Here is a 15,954-nt window from a genome sequence, read left to right on the forward strand (position 1 = left end):
TCAAGTGTTAAATTTTTTTTTGTGATATAATAAAGTATCAAAATTTTGGTTGCATCAAATTTTTATAGAGATAGGGAGTAAATAAAATGGATGAGCAGGAAGGGAATAAACAACTAATATGTTCAGATGAAACAATTCACAATGATATTGTTGATTATGTAGAATCTGTTTTAAATGTAAGCGAGGATTATAATACTATATCTGAAATTTTTAAAGTTTTAGGAAATCCAACTCGTCTGAAAATTGTTAGGATATTGAGAGAGGCAGAAGTTTGTGTGCATGATTTAGCTCATTTATTGTCAGTAGAACAATCAATCGTTTCTAATCATTTGAAAGTTTTAAAAAGGACAAATCTTGTTAAATACAGAAGAGATGGTAAAATTGTCTATTATCAATTGGCAGATCACCATGTAGTAGAGATATTAGATTTGGCTTTTCAACATGCATCTGAAGGTACGAGTTAGTTACTTTGAAGAGAAAGCACCCATTATTAATTAGCAAACAGTGCATCTGGGTCAGTAATAATTTCATTTAGCCTAAATAACTTTACTTAACAATCAAACATTCAATGATAGAGTACAGTCTTCGGTTTGTATTCTCATAGAAAGAGGAAAGCACAAGCTTTCCTCTTTGTTTTATCAATAAGGATCCTGATATGGGTAGGAATCAAAATTAACTATAATAAATCGATCAATTAAAATGAATTACTATAAATCTTCTCAATTAACTAAGATTCTCTAAACAAGTCGACTCGCCCCACTTTTAATTAAAAAATAACCGCAAATAAAAACCATATAATCATCATGAATAGAATGACTACTTTGGCAAAAGCGCCTCCCAAAAAACCAAGCAATGATCCGATTGCTGCTCGAAAGGAATCCTTCAGATCTTTTCTTTGAAGCAACTCTATTACAAGTACGGCAAGAAAAGGTACGATGATAATGCCAAAAGGGGGGAGAAAAGAACCTATGATTACACCTATAGCCGCTATTCCTTCCCCTAATTTACTGCCACCGAACATCTTGACAAAATAACTACTTGCAATAATGTCAGAGACGATTAGCACAATAGTTAAAATAATCATAGCTGTCCAAAAAATCCAAGACAAACTTTCGCCATCAATAAAGAAGACATATAGTAGAAAACCGATCCACAAAACGAGTGGGGATGGAATTAATGGGAAGATGATCCCCGCAAAACTTAATACAAAACATACGAGAATAAGTATCCACACGATAATCTCCAATAACTGCACCTCATTTCCACAGATTAACAGCACCGACGTAATGCTTTATGTACGAGTATACCAAAAAAAGTCCCTTCTTAGTTGGAAGGGACGATAAGTTACGTTTACTCTCCTCGGTTCAGAATGGAGAAAGCCATCATTTAGTTGCTACTTGAAACGGCCACTCTTCTTGAGTATAAGCCATTTCCCAAAAAGCGTATTCTAATTGACAACTTTTTATAAAGGCTTGTCTTGCCTTATCTTTTTCCGTTTCTCCAACGTTCTGTGCCCATTGGTCTAGTTTTTCACGAAGTTCGGTTGTGATTGATTCCACTTCTTCCGTGGCATAAAAAGTAATCCAATCATAGAAAGGATGATCCGGTTCTGGTTTATATTTATCGATTAAATAATGTCCGATTTCTAGATATGTCCAAGGACATGGTAACAATGCAGCTAATAACTCACCCATACTCCCTTGTTGCGCAGCACTTTTCATATGACTTACATAATGATCGGCTGTAGGTGGAAGGGGATAGCCTTGTAAGTCGTCATAAGCTACACCAGCTACTCGGCATAGGTTGTTATGCGGATGTACTTCACTGTTTAATACGAAACCAATTTGTTCATAAAAATAAGCCATATCTTCTCGGTTTGAGCTCTTCGCAATCGCTAATCCGTAAATATTGATAAATGCATTCAAATATTCAAAATCCGCTTTCACATAATGGATGAGCGCTCCCTTAGGTACATCCCCCTTACCCAAACCATCGACATAGGGATGTTCAAATATCCCTTGAAAAATAACCTCTGATTCTGTTCTTAGTTCCTGTGAAAATGACATAGTAACTCCTCCTCATTAATTTGAAGAAAGCCCTAAGTATCGTCGGGATAGATATTTAAAAAATAAAAAAACCACTCTTTAACTGGAGCGGTTTTGTAGACATAGCTATCCCGTCTCCACTTTCCTACGCTGGTATTAACCAGTTCAGGTTCAAAGGGACCAAGGATTATTCCTTATCTCAGCTAATAAAAGCGCCCCTAGTGGACTTCCTATATTCATTTACATCTCTACTAAATCACTAAATGATTCATCTGTCAACTGTAGTACTCCCAATAAGATGAAAAGTAAAAGCATCAAACAAACGTAAAGTGAGTCATCTAGCATGAAGTGGTATGATTATACAGAGTATAAAAAACCCTCCGTTATAAAGTTAAATTATGTTAAAATTAGAGTGCATCAATATAAAGTGAAACTTCAATCAGTGAGGGTTTTAGTTATTCCCCCTCTGATTGTTAGCCCTAAAGGATGACCTAAAGGCCCTTGAACCATTCGGGGTGCTAGCGTCCGTTACTCCCACTTAAACAACTTGCTTTTCTCGTTGTTTTAAAATGGGAGTCTTACGGACGGTTGCTCCGGGATAAACATGCTGAGGATAACCTAGTCAAACACAGATTGGAAATCACTATAATGAATAGCAGATTGAAAGGCAACGTAAAAGTATCATTCTATAAAAGGAGTAATGAGATTGTAGCCGAAAGGGGATAGTGATGAATTTAGTTTGGAAAGGAATTTATAAAAGTAACGATCAGCTTCCGGTGGGGGAACTACCAGAACATGCGGTCAAATTCAAAGAACCAAACACGTTGAAAATGCTGAATTTAGTAGCATCACTTTTTATCATACCAGTGATTATGTTAGTTATTCTAGCCATTATTATTAAGTCTATGTTATGGGGAATTTCGATGGAAATGGTCTATATAAATATCTGGGGCATTTTATTGGCGCTATTGATGGTCCTCCCTCATGAATTTCTGCATGCAATGGTATTCCCTAGAGATAAGGAAGTACAATTATGGGTTAGCCCAAAAGCGTTAACGGCCTTTGTCATTTCCACTGCACCAGTGTCTAAACACCGTTTTATCTTTTTGTCGTTATTACCGAATATTGTATTTGGATTAATCCCGCTCATTGTTTGGGTTTTTATGCCAGAAGGCTTAGTGATAACGGCGATTGTATTTACATTTGCAAGTGTAAGTTTGTTATTTGGTATTGGTGATTACCTAAATGTATTCAACGCAGTATTTCAAATGCCAAAAGGATCTATCCAACAACTTTCGGGGATGAATTCTTATTGGTATATTCCGAATAAATAGATGAGTCATGTTACCCTGTCCACTCCACACAAATAAATCGACAAAATAATACATACTTCGGGCGGTGACAGGCACCGAAACATTTACGAATTGTGACACAGCTTGATTAAGGTTTGTGGTATAATATTACTATAATGTATGCGGTTACACAGAAGGGGCGGAACTTTATGAATAGTAAATGGTATTTAGGTTTTATGGTGTTATTAGTTGCCGTAGGTATTATCGCTCAATTTTATTTCTCTTTTGCCAGTATAATCGTGCTTGTTCTTGTATTATGTCTGTCGTTTGGTAACGAAATTTATCGCAGAAAAGGCAAGCTCGATAAGAACCAAGAAGCGGTTGATTTACTCAAGAGGAAAGACCTTCGTTTAACGGAAGAATGGAAGCAAATTACGAACTCGAATGAAAATATGGCGTATATTTATCAAGTATTCAGTTCAACAATTAAGAGCTTTCAAAATTCAATAAAAGAAATCAAGCGATTGGCTAATGTAGTAAATGAAACGGCATCTGAATCTTCCGAAATATCGAAGTCGATGACGGCAGTTAATCTAGCTGTTTCACAAGGAGCTCAAGAGCAAGCAAGCGATGCGGAGAATAGTAGTCGTACTACTTCGGATTTATCGGATCAAGTTGAACAGATGCTCATCGCTATTGATAACATGGACCAGGAAATAAAATCCTTACAATCATTAAAAGAACAAGGAAATGTCAAACTATCCAATACGATTGATTCGAGTAATGTTACAAAAGAAGAGCTTACGCATGTAATTCAACAGGTCGAGAAGCTCAAAGCAAGCGTAAATGAAATTAATCGTACCATCGGTGTGATTAATGATATTGCGGGTCAAACCAATCTATTATCGCTAAATGCATCGATTGAAGCTGCACGTGCAGGCGAATCTGGAAAAGGATTTGCAGTGGTATCCAATGAAATCCGTAAACTTTCTGATCAAAGTTTCTCCTCTGTTGAAGAGATAGAAAAAATCATTGCAGATGTGAATAAGGAATTTTCTTTAGTTGTAGATTCTATCCAAGTAACCTATGAAAAGTTTGAGGTTCAACAGGAGACAATCGAGCAAGTAAATACATCGTTTGATCAGATAGATTCTACTATTTATAGTTTATCTAGCAGACAAGGTGAAATTCGCAAACAAATGGGAGCACTCGATCGTTCTCGAGCATCGATTATGCACGCTATTACTAATATTGCTGCAGTAGCACAAGAAACTGCGGCCTCTACGGAAGAAGCGGCATCATTAAGTATGCAACAAGAACAGTCGAATCAAGCATTATTTGATCTGTCGAATACTTTAGAAGATGTTGTTGCAAAAGTAGGGGAGACAGTAGACAACTATCAAGTAGATCAAGAAAATCAGAGAACGAAAAAAATGGGATTTGTGAGTAATTTGCATAAAGAACATCCATTTACCAAAGAAATGGTGAGCAATGCTAGAAAGATGGCTCAAAAGTATGGTTATGAATTCGTGGATAAACATATCAACAATAATCAAGTAAAAGAGCAAATAGAAGCGATCGAGCATTTAGTGAAAGAAGGAATCGATTATTTAATTTTAATTCCTGCCGATATCGATAAGCTTGCTCCAATTGTAAACGAATTAGCCGAAAAACAAATCCAAACGATTTGCATCGATAGCGATATTCCTAATTGTAAACGAGTTAGTTATATAGGAACAGACAACTATGAGGCTGGTAAAAATATCGGAGAACTGATTCTGAAAACGGTGCAAGGAAGAGGAAAAGTGTTAGTGAGTGCAACGAACATCGAGGCACATAATTTGTCCCAACGTTTTAAAGGGCTTCAAGAAGTGTTAAAAGGCAATGGAGAGAAAGAGATTGTTGCGGTGCAGTCTGGAATCAACGACTATCATGACCGTCTTAAAGATATAGAAAAAGCATATAATAAACATAATGATATTAATATTATGGTAGGTTTAGATGGTGACTTTGGAAATGTAATTTCTAATCATAAGTTTCCTAAAGAACAGGAAATTACGTTCATTGGATTTGATAATAACCCAGATAACATCGTCCATTTAAATGATGGATTATTGGAAGCAGTTGTAGCACAAAGGCAAATGTTATTTGGTGAAATGGCTGTTAAACAATTCTCTAGAAAAGACGCAGGAAAACAAATTAAGGAGTCTGAATTACTTAACACGTATGTAATTAATCAATCCAATGCAAAAGTTTTAGCGAAAGCATAGAAGGAAGGGGTAAGATCCTATTGATGGACGGTTGTCTATCGAAGGGATCTGCCCCTTTTGTTGTAAGATTAGAAAGCTCAAAAATTAGCTTTATGACAATATTAGCTTGTCCCCATCAGCTCCTTACAAAATAAGCTTCTAATTTGTTTTTTAAAAGAGGCACGGGTGGTTTTTTCTGCTTTATCCTATTGAAATGGTTTTGCCCTTCATTGACGCTTCATTTGATCCTGTGATAAAATTTAAGAATGAATATCATTATCAGTAGAATTAGGAAGCGGCAAGGAGGGAATCAGCTATGAGTTTTATTCAATTCCAAAATGTAACCAAATATTATAATCGAGCAGTTGTACCTGCAGTCGACCATCTAAACCTAGAAATCTCAAAAGGTGAAATTATCACTTTGTTAGGGCCAAGTGGTTGTGGTAAAACAACAACGCTTAGGATGTTAGCTGGGTTTGAGCAACCGACAGCAGGTGAAATTCGAATTGGTGATGAAGTTGTTTATGATGACCGTCGATCGTTGCCGCCCGAAAAAAGAGGAATCGGGATGGTGTTTCAAGATTATGCCTTATTTCCTCATTTAACGATTGAAAAGAATGTCATGTTCGGCTTAAATAAATGGAAAGCACGAGACAAGAAAAAACGTGTTCAAGAAGTCCTTGAGTTAGTTGGGTTAGGTGACTTTGGTCAACGATTACCAAGCGAATTATCCGGAGGTCAGCAACAACGCGTCGCTTTAGCACGTGCATTAGCACCAAACCCGAAAGTTATTTTAATGGATGAACCGTTTAGTAACTTAGATGCAGGATTAAGAGAAAAAATGCGCTTTGATGTTACGAATATCTTGAGAAAAGCTAATGCAACAGCAATCATTGTTACGCATGATCAGAAAGATGCGTTTACAGTGTCCGATCGTGTTGTGGTAATGAATGAAGGTGTGATTCAGCAAATTGCAGCACCGAAAGAAATTTACCGTTGTCCAGTGAACTGTTTTGTTGCGCAATTCGTTGGCAAAACAAACTTAATCTCGGGAACATTGTGTCCGGATTTAAAGCATGTGGAGACCCATTTTGGTCGTGTTTGTGTACCACAACAAACAAATCAAGAAAGTGAAAATGTTGTTGTATCAATTCGTCCAGAAGGTTGCCGCCTGGCAGAGTACGGTCGTTATGCGGGTATCGTAGAACAAGCTACGTACAGTGGTGAATACCAAGAACTTCATGTTCGATTACAATCAGACCACACACCTAACCAACCAATGGTTATTTATGCTCCTATCGAACAAGATATTGAAATCGGTAGTGCTGTTACGTTTAATATAACCCCTGAATTAGTCGCATTAGTAAATTAAAGAATATAAATCATTACACATAAGTGGCCTGCTTTCTTCTTGGAAGTAGGCTTTTTTACACGGGAAAAAGTGAAACCAACATAAAAGGAAAACTTATTCAAATATAAGTATTCGTTGAGACAGAATTGTAAAAACTAAACGAATAGCTAACCAATGATTAAAATCTTATTGACAATGATTATCAGTTACGGTAGACTAAACAATGTTAGTAATTGAGAATGAATATCATTGCAATACAAAAATACATATTTATAGGGGGAAACAACATCATGAAAAAAGCAATAAAATTATTACTGTTTACTTCGCTTTTAATGCTATTCGTACTTGTTGCAACTGCGTGTGATCAACAAGATGAAGAGGAGATTGTAGTATACTCAAGTCGAAACGAGCGGTTTGTACAACCGTTACTGGATAAATTTACAGAGGAAACAGGGATAAACGTAAGAGCTTTACACGAAGCAGATGCCCTTCAATTAAGAGAAGAAGCTGGAAATGTTCAAGCGGATATTTTTATTTCCAATGATATTGGTGCATTAGAATACTTGCGCATGGAAGATCTACTAGCAAGTTTTGACGGAGAAGGCGTGGAAACGATCGATGCACAATATCGTGCGGATGACAATTCATGGATTGCTTTATCTGCAAGATCTCGTGGTTTCATTTACAATAAAGATATGATTACGGAAGAAGAAATGCCAAAAACGATGGAAGATTTAATGGATCCACAATTTGAAGGTCAATTTGCTATTACTCGTGGTGGAAATGGTGGTATGATTGGTAATGTATCTGCACTACGTAACGAGTGGGGCGACGAAAGAACAGCGGAATGGATAGAAGCAATCAAAGAAAACGCAGCAGGAATATATAACGGTCATGGCGATATTCGTCAAGCAGTTGGTGCAGGCGAGCATCCCTTTGGTTTAGTAAACAACTATTATTATCACCAACAATTAGAAGAGCCTACTAATAACAATGTTGGATTCATTTATCCTGATCAAGCTGAAGGAGAAATGGGAGTGATTGCGAATGCAGCAGGTGTTGGACTTGTTAATGGTGGACCAAATGAGGAAGATGCAAATGCATTCATTGAATGGTTGCTTCTACCAGAAAATCAATTAGCATTTGTTGGAGAGTCGTTGGAAATTCCAATCAACCCTGATCTAGACCCTCCATATGAACATGCAGTTAGATTTACGGATTTGAAAGTTCAACAAATGCCATTGAAAGACCTTGGTATCTATTTTGAAGATACGAAAGAACTTATTGAACAATCTGGCTTAGACCTTGAATTAAGATAAGGCAACCCTGATTTTTTCTACTTAGGAGAGGGCGCAAATGAGTAATCATCGTCACCATAAACATCAATCAAATTACGATAAACATGCCAAGGCTGGAGAGCATTCCTCTCCAGCCATTCTCCGTTTTTTAAGAAAGAAGTGGCGAGATAGCTGGCACGGAAACCCACCAGGTAATGTTTTGTTATTATTTGGTTTGTCTACTGGACTGATCATGTCTGTACCAATTATTTATGTCATCTGGCAATCTTTATTCGCGGGTGTTGATCGTTGGCAGCGTTTGTTAGATGACAGAATACCGCAACTTTTATTTGATACTTTCTTGCTAGCCTTTGCGGTTACGGTGTGTGCGGTTGTAATTGGTGTAATATTAGCTTGGGTTGTTGTCCGAACGGATATACCTGGTCGTAAGTGGTGGCAGTGGTTACTAGCTCTCCCATTAGTTATTCCACCTTATGTTGGGGCGATGACATATATAATTGTCTTCGGACCAAGTGGTTGGGCTCGAGACTTTTGGCGCGATACACCTTGGTTAGTGAATGTGCTCGGTGATTATCCAATAAACGTTTATTCGTTTTGGGGAGTCTTTTTCGTGTTAACAATGTTTACCTATCCTTATGTATTTCTAATTGCAAGTGCTTCCCTTCGAAAAATGAATCGTAATTTTGAAGAAATTGCCCGTTCCCAAGGGATGAATACAAGACAAATCTTTTGGAAAGTAAATTTGCCATTTTTAAGGCCAGCAATTGGAGCAGGTGCCATTTTAATAGCTTTGTACGTTTTATCTGATTTCGGAGTTATTTCGATGATGCGCTATGTTACGTTTACAGCGGCGATTTACTTTCAACGAGCAAGTTTTGATATCGCGTCGGCCTCTATATTAAGTCTAGTCCTTATTTTACTAACGGTTGTTATTTTATGGATAGAGGTCAAAACAAGGAAGAAAAGTAAGTACTACCAAACGTCCAATACTTTTAAAGAACCCGATGTTTTATCACTGGGTAAGTGGAAAATACCAACACTTATGTTTGTCGGTGTGATATTTTTTGTTTCGGTAGTGTTACCAATTATCGTACTCGTTTATTGGTCTATTATTGGAATAGGGATGGGTGCGCTTGATAACCGTTTCTTTGGTTTTGCTTGGAACAGTTTGCGAGTATCTTTATTTGCTTCTTTATTGTGTATGGTATTAGCTATGCCGATTGTTTATTTGAAATCGAGGTATCCTTCAGTGATCTCAAGTTCGATTGATAAATTAAGTTATGCAGGATATGCCTTACCTGGGGTAATTGTTGCTTTAGGAATTATTTTTATTTTTAATAACCATATTCCTACTTTGTATAATACGTTCTATATGGTTGCGATCGCGCTTGTTATTCGGTTTTTACCGCAAGCGATGCAAGCAGGGGAAGCATCGTTAAGTTTAGTCTCCCCACGGATTGATGAAGCAGCCCGAAGTTTAGGGCAGCCACCATGGAAAGTTATGTTTAAAGTTATCCTACCTTCCATTTTACCGGGTGTATTGGCGGGTGGTGCGCTTGTTTTCGTTAGTTCGATTAAAGAACTGCCAGCAACGCTAATGCTTCGTCCACCAGGATTTGATACATTGGCGGTAAGAGTGTATATAGAAGCAAATGAATCTTTGTATTATTTAGCAGCACCATCAGCATTGCTAATCATACTTGTATCGGTTATTCCATTGAGGTACTTGTTAAAAAAATATTAACCAGAACTATCATGAAAAGCTGCCCTTATTGCGTATTGTAGTAAAAGGGCAGTTTTTTAATATGGTCGAGAGTGTGGTTGATGTGGACAATAACGAACCTTCAGGGCTATCCAACTTCAATAAAATGAATAAGACAAGTAAAAATTTTCTAAATTGTGGTTGACACAATTAACAAAATGTAGTAAATTGTATCCTAACATTCTATATAATAAGCGATCTTATCCAGAGAGGTGGAGGGACTGGCCCTTTGAAGCCTCGGCAGCAGACTTTTCTTTGTACTGTGCCAATTCCAGCAAGCTTGTAGCTTGAAAGATAAGAAGAGTCGTCAGTATTACTAAGTATCATCAACCTCTTCTTTTATTTAGAAGAGGTTTTTTGTTGTCATACAACCTGATATCATTCTATCTTTACTAAAGTAGTCTCAAAATCGCATATTTATGGATATGTAATAGAATAAAAGGTAAGGTGATTAAAAATGAGTGATGTTTTAAAAGCACTAAAATTGTTGAAAGAAAAAAAGTGGATTGATTTGACACATACTTTCGGTCCATCTTCCCCTCATTTTGCTGCATTGAAAGATGCAGAAGTTAGCACTGCTTTTGATCACAATGATGGTTTTTTTGTTCAAAACTTCTCTTTTCCGGGTCAATATGGGACACATATTGATACACCGATTCATTTTGTTCCGAACCAACGTTACTTAGAGGAAATGGACTTGAAGGAGTTAGTCCTGCCAATGATTGTAATTGATAAATCAGACGAAGTGAGAAAAAATCCTGATTTCACAATCCAAGTTGATGATATTTTAACCTTTGAGAAAGAATATGGTGAAATTGAGCCAGATACATTCGTAGCAATACGAACGGATTGGAGCAAACGGTGGCCCGATCAAGAAGCTTTAGAGAATAAAGATGATGCGAGTGTAGGTCATACACCTGGCTGGTCGGTAGAAGCTTTGTCCTTTTTATTTAATGAACGTTCGATTAAGGCTGTAGGGCATGAAACTTTTGATACAGATGCTGCAAAAGATGTTCAAAAAAATGGGCGTTTAATTGCAGAATATTACGTTTTAGAACAAGATACCTTTCAAATTGAATTATTAACAAATCTGGATCAGATTCCCCCGAAAGGTGCAGCTATCTTTGCACTTGCACCAAAATTTGAAAAAGCTTCTGGGTTTCCAGTTCGAGCTTTTGCTATTTTGCCGTAATAAATTTATCCCGGAGCAACCGTCCGGTAAGACTCCCACTTCAAAACAACTAGAATATCAAGTTGTTTTAGTGGGAGTAACGGACACTAGCACCCCGAATGGTTCGACTAGCAATATAAGTAAAAACCCTCACTGATTGAAGTTTCACTTTATATTCGCAAAACGAAAGGAAGAAGAAAAGGTTATAAGTTTCATATATCTCATAATTAAAAGAAACCTTTGAAGTGATAAGAAATTGTTCGGGACCTACACTCCTTGGATAACAGATATGTTTAAAGAAAATTGATAAAGGTGATGTTATGACACTCCAACAACTGAAATATATAATTAAAATTGTTGAATGTGGATCGATTAGTGAAGCCGCAAAACAATTATTTATCACACAACCTAGTCTTTCAAATGCGGTTAAAGAACTTGAAAAAGAATTACAAATTGAGATATTTCACCGTACAACTAAAGGGATATATCTATCTGTGGAGGGAACCGAATTTCTTTCTTACGCACGTCAAATTATTGAGCAAGCGGAACTTATGGAACGGCGGTATAAAGGAAACAACTCATCTAAGCAACTTTGTTCTATCTCTACTCAGCATTACGCTTTTGCCATCAATGCTTTTGTCGAGTTACTGATGGATCTGAGCATGGATGAGTATGAATTTATCCTCCGTGAAACGAGGACCTATGAAATCATTGAAGATGTTAAGAATTTCCGGAGCGAAATTGGTATTCTATATTGTAGTAATTTTAACGAGAAAATTCTCAGCAAGCTATTAAAAGAATGTGGATTGAAATTTCATTTTCTTTTTGAAGCAGAACCGCATATTTTTATTTATGCAAAGCATCCGCTTGCCGAAAACATAGCAGTAACACTTGAAGACTTGGAGATGTACCCGTTTTTAGCATTTGAACAGGGTGAGCACAATTCCTTTTACTTTTCAGAAGAGATTTTAAGTACTGTTCCTCGAAAAAAAACAATCCATGTCAGTGATCGTGCTACACTTTTTAATTTACTTATTGGTTTAAACGGTTATACAATTAGTACAGGTGTTCTGAGTAGTGATTTGAATGGTGAAAATATTATTTCGGTACCTTTAATAACAGATGAAAGGATGCGTATTGGCTGGATTTCAAACGAAAAATCTCAACGAAGTCAAATAGCACTAGATTATATATCAAAATTAAAAAAATGGATACGAGAGTATGGTTATAGTATTAAATAATATGAAAGAGCCGAAATAGAGAAAAAATAAGATAATAACCGAATCATAATGGAGTTAAGCTCAATTATGATTCGGTTATTTTGCTGAGAAATACCGTTCAGCAACTGGAGTATGCGAGACTTTTGCGGGAACAAATCGTTTCGTTGAAAATAGCAACCGCAGGCCTAGCGCGAGTTGAGTGTTTAGTTGGGAAAAGATGTATTTAGGTTGCAGTGTTCCTCTACGCATTAATTCGAGAAGATTATTGGTATTTTAAGAAAAAAGATTATGTTTTAACTATTCAACAAATAATGAATGAACGGCTTTATGAATCTTATTCGCAATGTATGGATTATTCATGGTATAAAGGTGTATCCCCTCTACCCCCTCTGCTATTAAATCAACAATCTGGTCCACAGCATAAGCAACTCCTGCATCTCTCATTGCTTCAGGGTTATGTTCATATCTATTCATAATGGATAAGAATTTCCTCGGAAGGCTAGCTCCACAAAGGGTAACCATTCGTTCAATTTGCTTCTTGTTTACAACAGGCATGATACCAGCTTGAATCGGTACTTTTATTCCGGCAATCATTGAACGTTCTCGAAAGGTATAAAAGTAGTCATTATCAAAGAATAACTGTGTGATTAGTTGGTCAGCTCCTGCATCCACTTTCTTTTTTAAATGAAGAATATCCTCCACAATTGTTGGGCTCTGAATGTGTCCTTCAGGATAACAAGCACCAATTATATTAAAATCTCCGTTATCTTTTATAAAAGTTATCAAGTCGCTTGCATAATGAAAGTCATTATTAGGTGTTATATTAGGGCTGGAATCGCCGCGCAATGCTAATATGTTTTCAATACCCGCAACCTTAAAACTTTCCAATAGTTCAAGTACTTCTTCTTTTGTTAGGCTGATGCTAGGAAGGTGAGCTACACTCTCAATATGATAGTTTTTCTTGATATCCGAAGCAATGGTCAATGTCTTGGTGTTGTTTTTATTTCCACCAGCACCATAGGTAACACTGATAAAATCTGGTTTAAGCGCTTTTAATTCATCAACCGTATTGTAAATTGTTTGAACCGGTCCTGTTCGTTTGGGCGGAAATATTTCAAATGATAAAACTCTTTTCATTTTAAATATTTCGGTTGTTTTCATACAGGAACCCGCTCTCTAAGTTTTTGTGCCGCGGCTACTAAATTTTCAAGACTAGGGATGGTTTCATTTTCCCCTCTTGTCTTAAGACCACAGTCTGGGTTAACCCATAGCTTTTCCAACGGTATCTTAGTAAGTATTTTTTCAAGTGCTTCTTTGATTTCTTCAACCGCTGGTATTCGTGGAGAGTGAATATCATAAACTCCAGGTCCGACTTCTGTTTTAAAACCAGATTCTTTTAACACATCAACGATACTAAGATCGGATCTTGCTGCCTCGAAAGTAATGACATCTGCATCCATCGCATCAATATTTTTTATAATATCTTTAAATTCGCTATAGCACATATGGGTATGAATCTGAGTGTCAGGCTTTACGCTACTATGAACAAGTCTGAATGCAGGGATTGCCCAGTCAAGATATTCGCTGTGCCAATCGCTTTGTCTGAGCGGCAACTTTTCCCTAAGAGCTGCTTCGTCAATCTGAATAATTCTGATGCCATTTGCTTCAAGATCAAGTACTTCCGCCTTGATCGCAAGTGAAATTTGAAATGCACAATCTTTCAATGAAATATCTTCCCGTGGAAAAGACCAATTTAAAATGGTTACTGGTCCAGTTAGCATCCCTTTTAAAGCTTTTTTTGTCAAGGACTGGGCATAAACAGAATAATTAACCGTAATTGGTTTGGAACGAGAAATATCTCCCCATATTATTGGAGGCTTTACACACCTAGTTCCATATGATTGTACCCAGGCATTTTCAGTAAATAAAAATCCATCGAGATTTTCTCCAAAATATTCAACCATATCATTACGCTCAAACTCCCCATGAACTAGTACATCAAGACCGATCTTCTCCTGAATGGAAACCCATTCTGCGATCTTTTCCTTGTTGAATTGTGTATATTGTTCAAAAGAAATCTTCCCCTTTTTAAACTTCGAACGATTTTCTTTTACTTCTGTTGTTTGAGGTAGTGATCCAATGGTTGTGGTAGGAAGTAAAGGTAAATCAAACGTAGATTTCTGAATCTTTTCTCGTTTCTCAAAGTTAGGATGTCTAACAAAGTCCTGTTCATGAAGTGTAGAGACAACCGACTGTACAGTTGAATTTTGCCCCGCTCTTTTTTGGGAAAACAACTCGATGTTCTTTTTGTATTCATCTGATAATGTAGGGTCTTTGCTCGATAACACGATTTTTAGTTGAGATAATTCAGTGATCTTTTCGTCTGCAAACGCAAAATACTTTTTGTGAGCCTTCAAAAGTTTATTCTCGTTTTTCAACGTATAAGGAACATGAAGTAAAGAACAAGCCGTACTTAACACTAGTTTTTCACAATGTTCAGCGAGCTCCTTCACGATCTTAACCGTAGTTGCATAATTATTCCGCCAGATATTTTTCCCGTTAACTATTCCAACAAATAGCTTTTTATCCTTAGGAAAGCCAAGTTTTTTAATAAGGTTCAGGGACTTATTACCCTCGACAAAATCAAGACCAATACCATCAAAAGGTAAATCGGTAACTTCTCGATAGCAATCCCGAAGATCACCAAAATAGGTTTGTAGAAGTACTTTTAATTTTCCTTTTGTAGAAAGCATTGGACGATATAATTTTTCTACAAGCTTTTTATCGTCTTCATATATATCCATAACAAGTGCTGGTTCTTCAAACTGAATCCACTTTGTGCCTAATTGTTCGAACTTCTGAATAATGTCGACATATGCTTGGATAATATCTGAAATAAAATCTCTCTCTTCTTTCTGTCCGGAAAATTTAGTTAGCTTCAGAAATGTAAAAGGTCCAATAATTGAAGGCTTCGTTTCGATACCGATCTTTTTGGCTTCTAGATATTCATCGAAGGGTTTCGTTCCAGCCAGAGTAATTTTTGTTTCGTCCTCCATTTCTGGAACCATATAATGATAATTCGTATTAAACCATTTCTTCATAGCAAGAGCTTTAACATCCCCTTTTTCTCCTTGATATCCTCTCGCCATAGCAAAATACTCATCAAGGATGTCGAGTCCCAATTTTCTGTAACGTTCAGGAACTACGTTAAGTAAAACAGCAGTATCTAACATATTATCGTAAAAGGAAAAGTCATTGGAGGTGATAAAATCCACGCCATTTGATTGTTGCGTTTTCCAGTGTGCTTCTCTTAGTTTTAAACCAGTAGATTGTAACCTCTCCTTCGTTAAATGATTCTTTAGATAATTTTCAGTAGCAAATTTTAACTCTCTTAAAGCTCCTACTCTTGGATAACCAATAACAGATGTTTCCATGATCATCATCCCTTTCCATTTTTCATAATACTATCATGGGAATGATGGAGTAAGGTAATATTTGTTATTTATCGCTATTCATAGTTTGCGACTATAGCAACAAAGAATCAGCCCCTCATAATAGACACTAGA

12 protein-coding genes and 2 riboswitches are annotated in these 15,954 nt (G+C 36.7%); of the genes, 8 read left to right on the forward strand and 4 right to left on the reverse strand.

Going from position 1 to position 15,954, the window contains the following annotated elements:
- The first annotated feature begins 86 nt into the window (after positions 1–86).
- On the forward strand, positions 87–464 hold the full coding sequence (locus OWO01_RS03515; RefSeq protein WP_268779046.1) for an ArsR/SmtB family transcription factor: 378 nt from the start codon (positions 87–89) through the stop codon (positions 462–464).
- Positions 465–766: 302 nt separating this feature from the next.
- On the opposite strand, the gene OWO01_RS03520 is transcribed toward OWO01_RS03515, so the two are convergent.
- Positions 767–1,246: a DUF456 domain-containing protein gene (locus OWO01_RS03520; protein WP_268779047.1), complete on the reverse strand. Its 480-nt coding sequence runs from the start codon at positions 1,244–1,246 to the stop codon at positions 767–769.
- 136 nt (positions 1,247–1,382) lie between these two features.
- Complete coding sequence (gene tenA / locus OWO01_RS03525; RefSeq protein WP_268779048.1) at positions 1,383–2,066, reverse strand: thiaminase II; 684 nt, start codon at positions 2,064–2,066, stop codon at positions 1,383–1,385.
- Between the two features lie 104 nt (positions 2,067–2,170).
- Positions 2,171–2,275: riboswitch (TPP riboswitch) on the reverse strand.
- A 498-nt stretch (positions 2,276–2,773) separates the two neighbouring features.
- Here tenA and OWO01_RS03530 point away from each other — a divergent pair.
- From OWO01_RS03530 to OWO01_RS03560, 7 genes are all read left to right on the forward strand, one after another.
- Positions 2,774–3,379, forward strand: coding sequence for a DUF3267 domain-containing protein (locus OWO01_RS03530; RefSeq protein WP_268779049.1), 606 nt, complete (start codon positions 2,774–2,776; stop codon positions 3,377–3,379).
- 167 nt (positions 3,380–3,546) lie between these two features.
- Positions 3,547–5,607 (forward strand): substrate-binding domain-containing protein, encoded by a 2,061-nt coding sequence (locus OWO01_RS03535; RefSeq protein ID WP_268779050.1) that lies wholly within the window; start codon positions 3,547–3,549, stop codon positions 5,605–5,607.
- 295 nt (positions 5,608–5,902) lie between these two features.
- Positions 5,903–6,958 carry an ABC transporter ATP-binding protein gene (locus tag OWO01_RS03540; protein WP_268779051.1) on the forward strand — a complete coding sequence of 352 codons (1,056 nt, stop codon included), beginning with the start codon at positions 5,903–5,905 and terminating at the stop codon, positions 6,956–6,958.
- A gap of 269 nt (positions 6,959–7,227) precedes the next feature.
- A complete protein-coding gene (locus OWO01_RS03545) occupies positions 7,228–8,256 on the forward strand; it encodes an extracellular solute-binding protein (protein WP_268779052.1) in 1,029 nt (342 codons plus the stop codon).
- A gap of 37 nt (positions 8,257–8,293) precedes the next feature.
- Positions 8,294–9,979: an ABC transporter permease gene (locus tag OWO01_RS03550; protein WP_268779053.1), complete on the forward strand. Its 1,686-nt coding sequence runs from the start codon at positions 8,294–8,296 to the stop codon at positions 9,977–9,979.
- Positions 9,980–10,194: 215 nt separating this feature from the next.
- A riboswitch (SAM riboswitch) is annotated at positions 10,195–10,298 on the forward strand.
- A 156-nt stretch (positions 10,299–10,454) separates the two neighbouring features.
- A complete protein-coding gene (locus OWO01_RS03555; RefSeq protein WP_268779054.1) occupies positions 10,455–11,189 on the forward strand; it encodes a cyclase family protein in 735 nt (244 codons plus the stop codon).
- A gap of 299 nt (positions 11,190–11,488) precedes the next feature.
- Positions 11,489–12,409 (forward strand): LysR family transcriptional regulator, encoded by a 921-nt coding sequence (locus OWO01_RS03560; RefSeq protein ID WP_268779055.1) that lies wholly within the window; start codon positions 11,489–11,491, stop codon positions 12,407–12,409.
- A 276-nt stretch (positions 12,410–12,685) separates the two neighbouring features.
- On the opposite strand, the gene metF is transcribed toward OWO01_RS03560, so the two are convergent.
- Positions 12,686–13,549, reverse strand: coding sequence for a methylenetetrahydrofolate reductase [NAD(P)H] (gene metF, locus OWO01_RS03565; RefSeq protein ID WP_268779056.1), 864 nt, complete (start codon positions 13,547–13,549; stop codon positions 12,686–12,688).
- Positions 13,546–15,822, reverse strand: a complete 2,277-nt coding sequence (metE, locus tag OWO01_RS03570) for a 5-methyltetrahydropteroyltriglutamate--homocysteine S-methyltransferase (RefSeq protein WP_268779057.1) — start codon at positions 15,820–15,822, stop codon at positions 13,546–13,548. The genes metF and metE overlap by 4 nt, the downstream gene beginning before the upstream one ends.
- Positions 15,823–15,954 lie beyond the last annotated feature (132 nt).

This window comes from Natronobacillus azotifigens (assembly GCF_026805325.1).
Classification (GTDB): domain Bacteria; phylum Bacillota; class Bacilli; order Bacillales; family Amphibacillaceae; genus Natronobacillus; species Natronobacillus azotifigens.

Excerpts from the sequence above, each read along its gene's own strand:
- OWO01_RS03515 (WP_268779046.1), top strand. The coding sequence starts at position 87 with ATGGATGAGCAGGAAGGGAATAAACAACTAATATGTTCAGATGAAACA.
- tenA (WP_268779048.1), bottom strand. The coding sequence starts at position 2,066 with ATGTCATTTTCACAGGAACTAAGAACAGAATCAGAGGTTATTTTTCAA.
- OWO01_RS03530 (WP_268779049.1), top strand. The coding sequence starts at position 2,774 with ATGAATTTAGTTTGGAAAGGAATTTATAAAAGTAACGATCAGCTTCCG.
- OWO01_RS03535 (WP_268779050.1), top strand. The coding sequence starts at position 3,547 with ATGAATAGTAAATGGTATTTAGGTTTTATGGTGTTATTAGTTGCCGTA.
- OWO01_RS03540 (WP_268779051.1), top strand. The coding sequence starts at position 5,903 with ATGAGTTTTATTCAATTCCAAAATGTAACCAAATATTATAATCGAGCA.
- OWO01_RS03545 (WP_268779052.1), top strand. The coding sequence starts at position 7,228 with ATGAAAAAAGCAATAAAATTATTACTGTTTACTTCGCTTTTAATGCTA.
- OWO01_RS03550 (WP_268779053.1), top strand. The coding sequence starts at position 8,294 with ATGAGTAATCATCGTCACCATAAACATCAATCAAATTACGATAAACAT.
- OWO01_RS03555 (WP_268779054.1), top strand. The coding sequence starts at position 10,455 with ATGAGTGATGTTTTAAAAGCACTAAAATTGTTGAAAGAAAAAAAGTGG.
- OWO01_RS03560 (WP_268779055.1), top strand. The coding sequence starts at position 11,489 with ATGACACTCCAACAACTGAAATATATAATTAAAATTGTTGAATGTGGA.
- metF (WP_268779056.1), bottom strand. The coding sequence starts at position 13,549 with ATGAAAACAACCGAAATATTTAAAATGAAAAGAGTTTTATCATTTGAA.
- metE (WP_268779057.1), bottom strand. The coding sequence starts at position 15,822 with ATGGAAACATCTGTTATTGGTTATCCAAGAGTAGGAGCTTTAAGAGAG.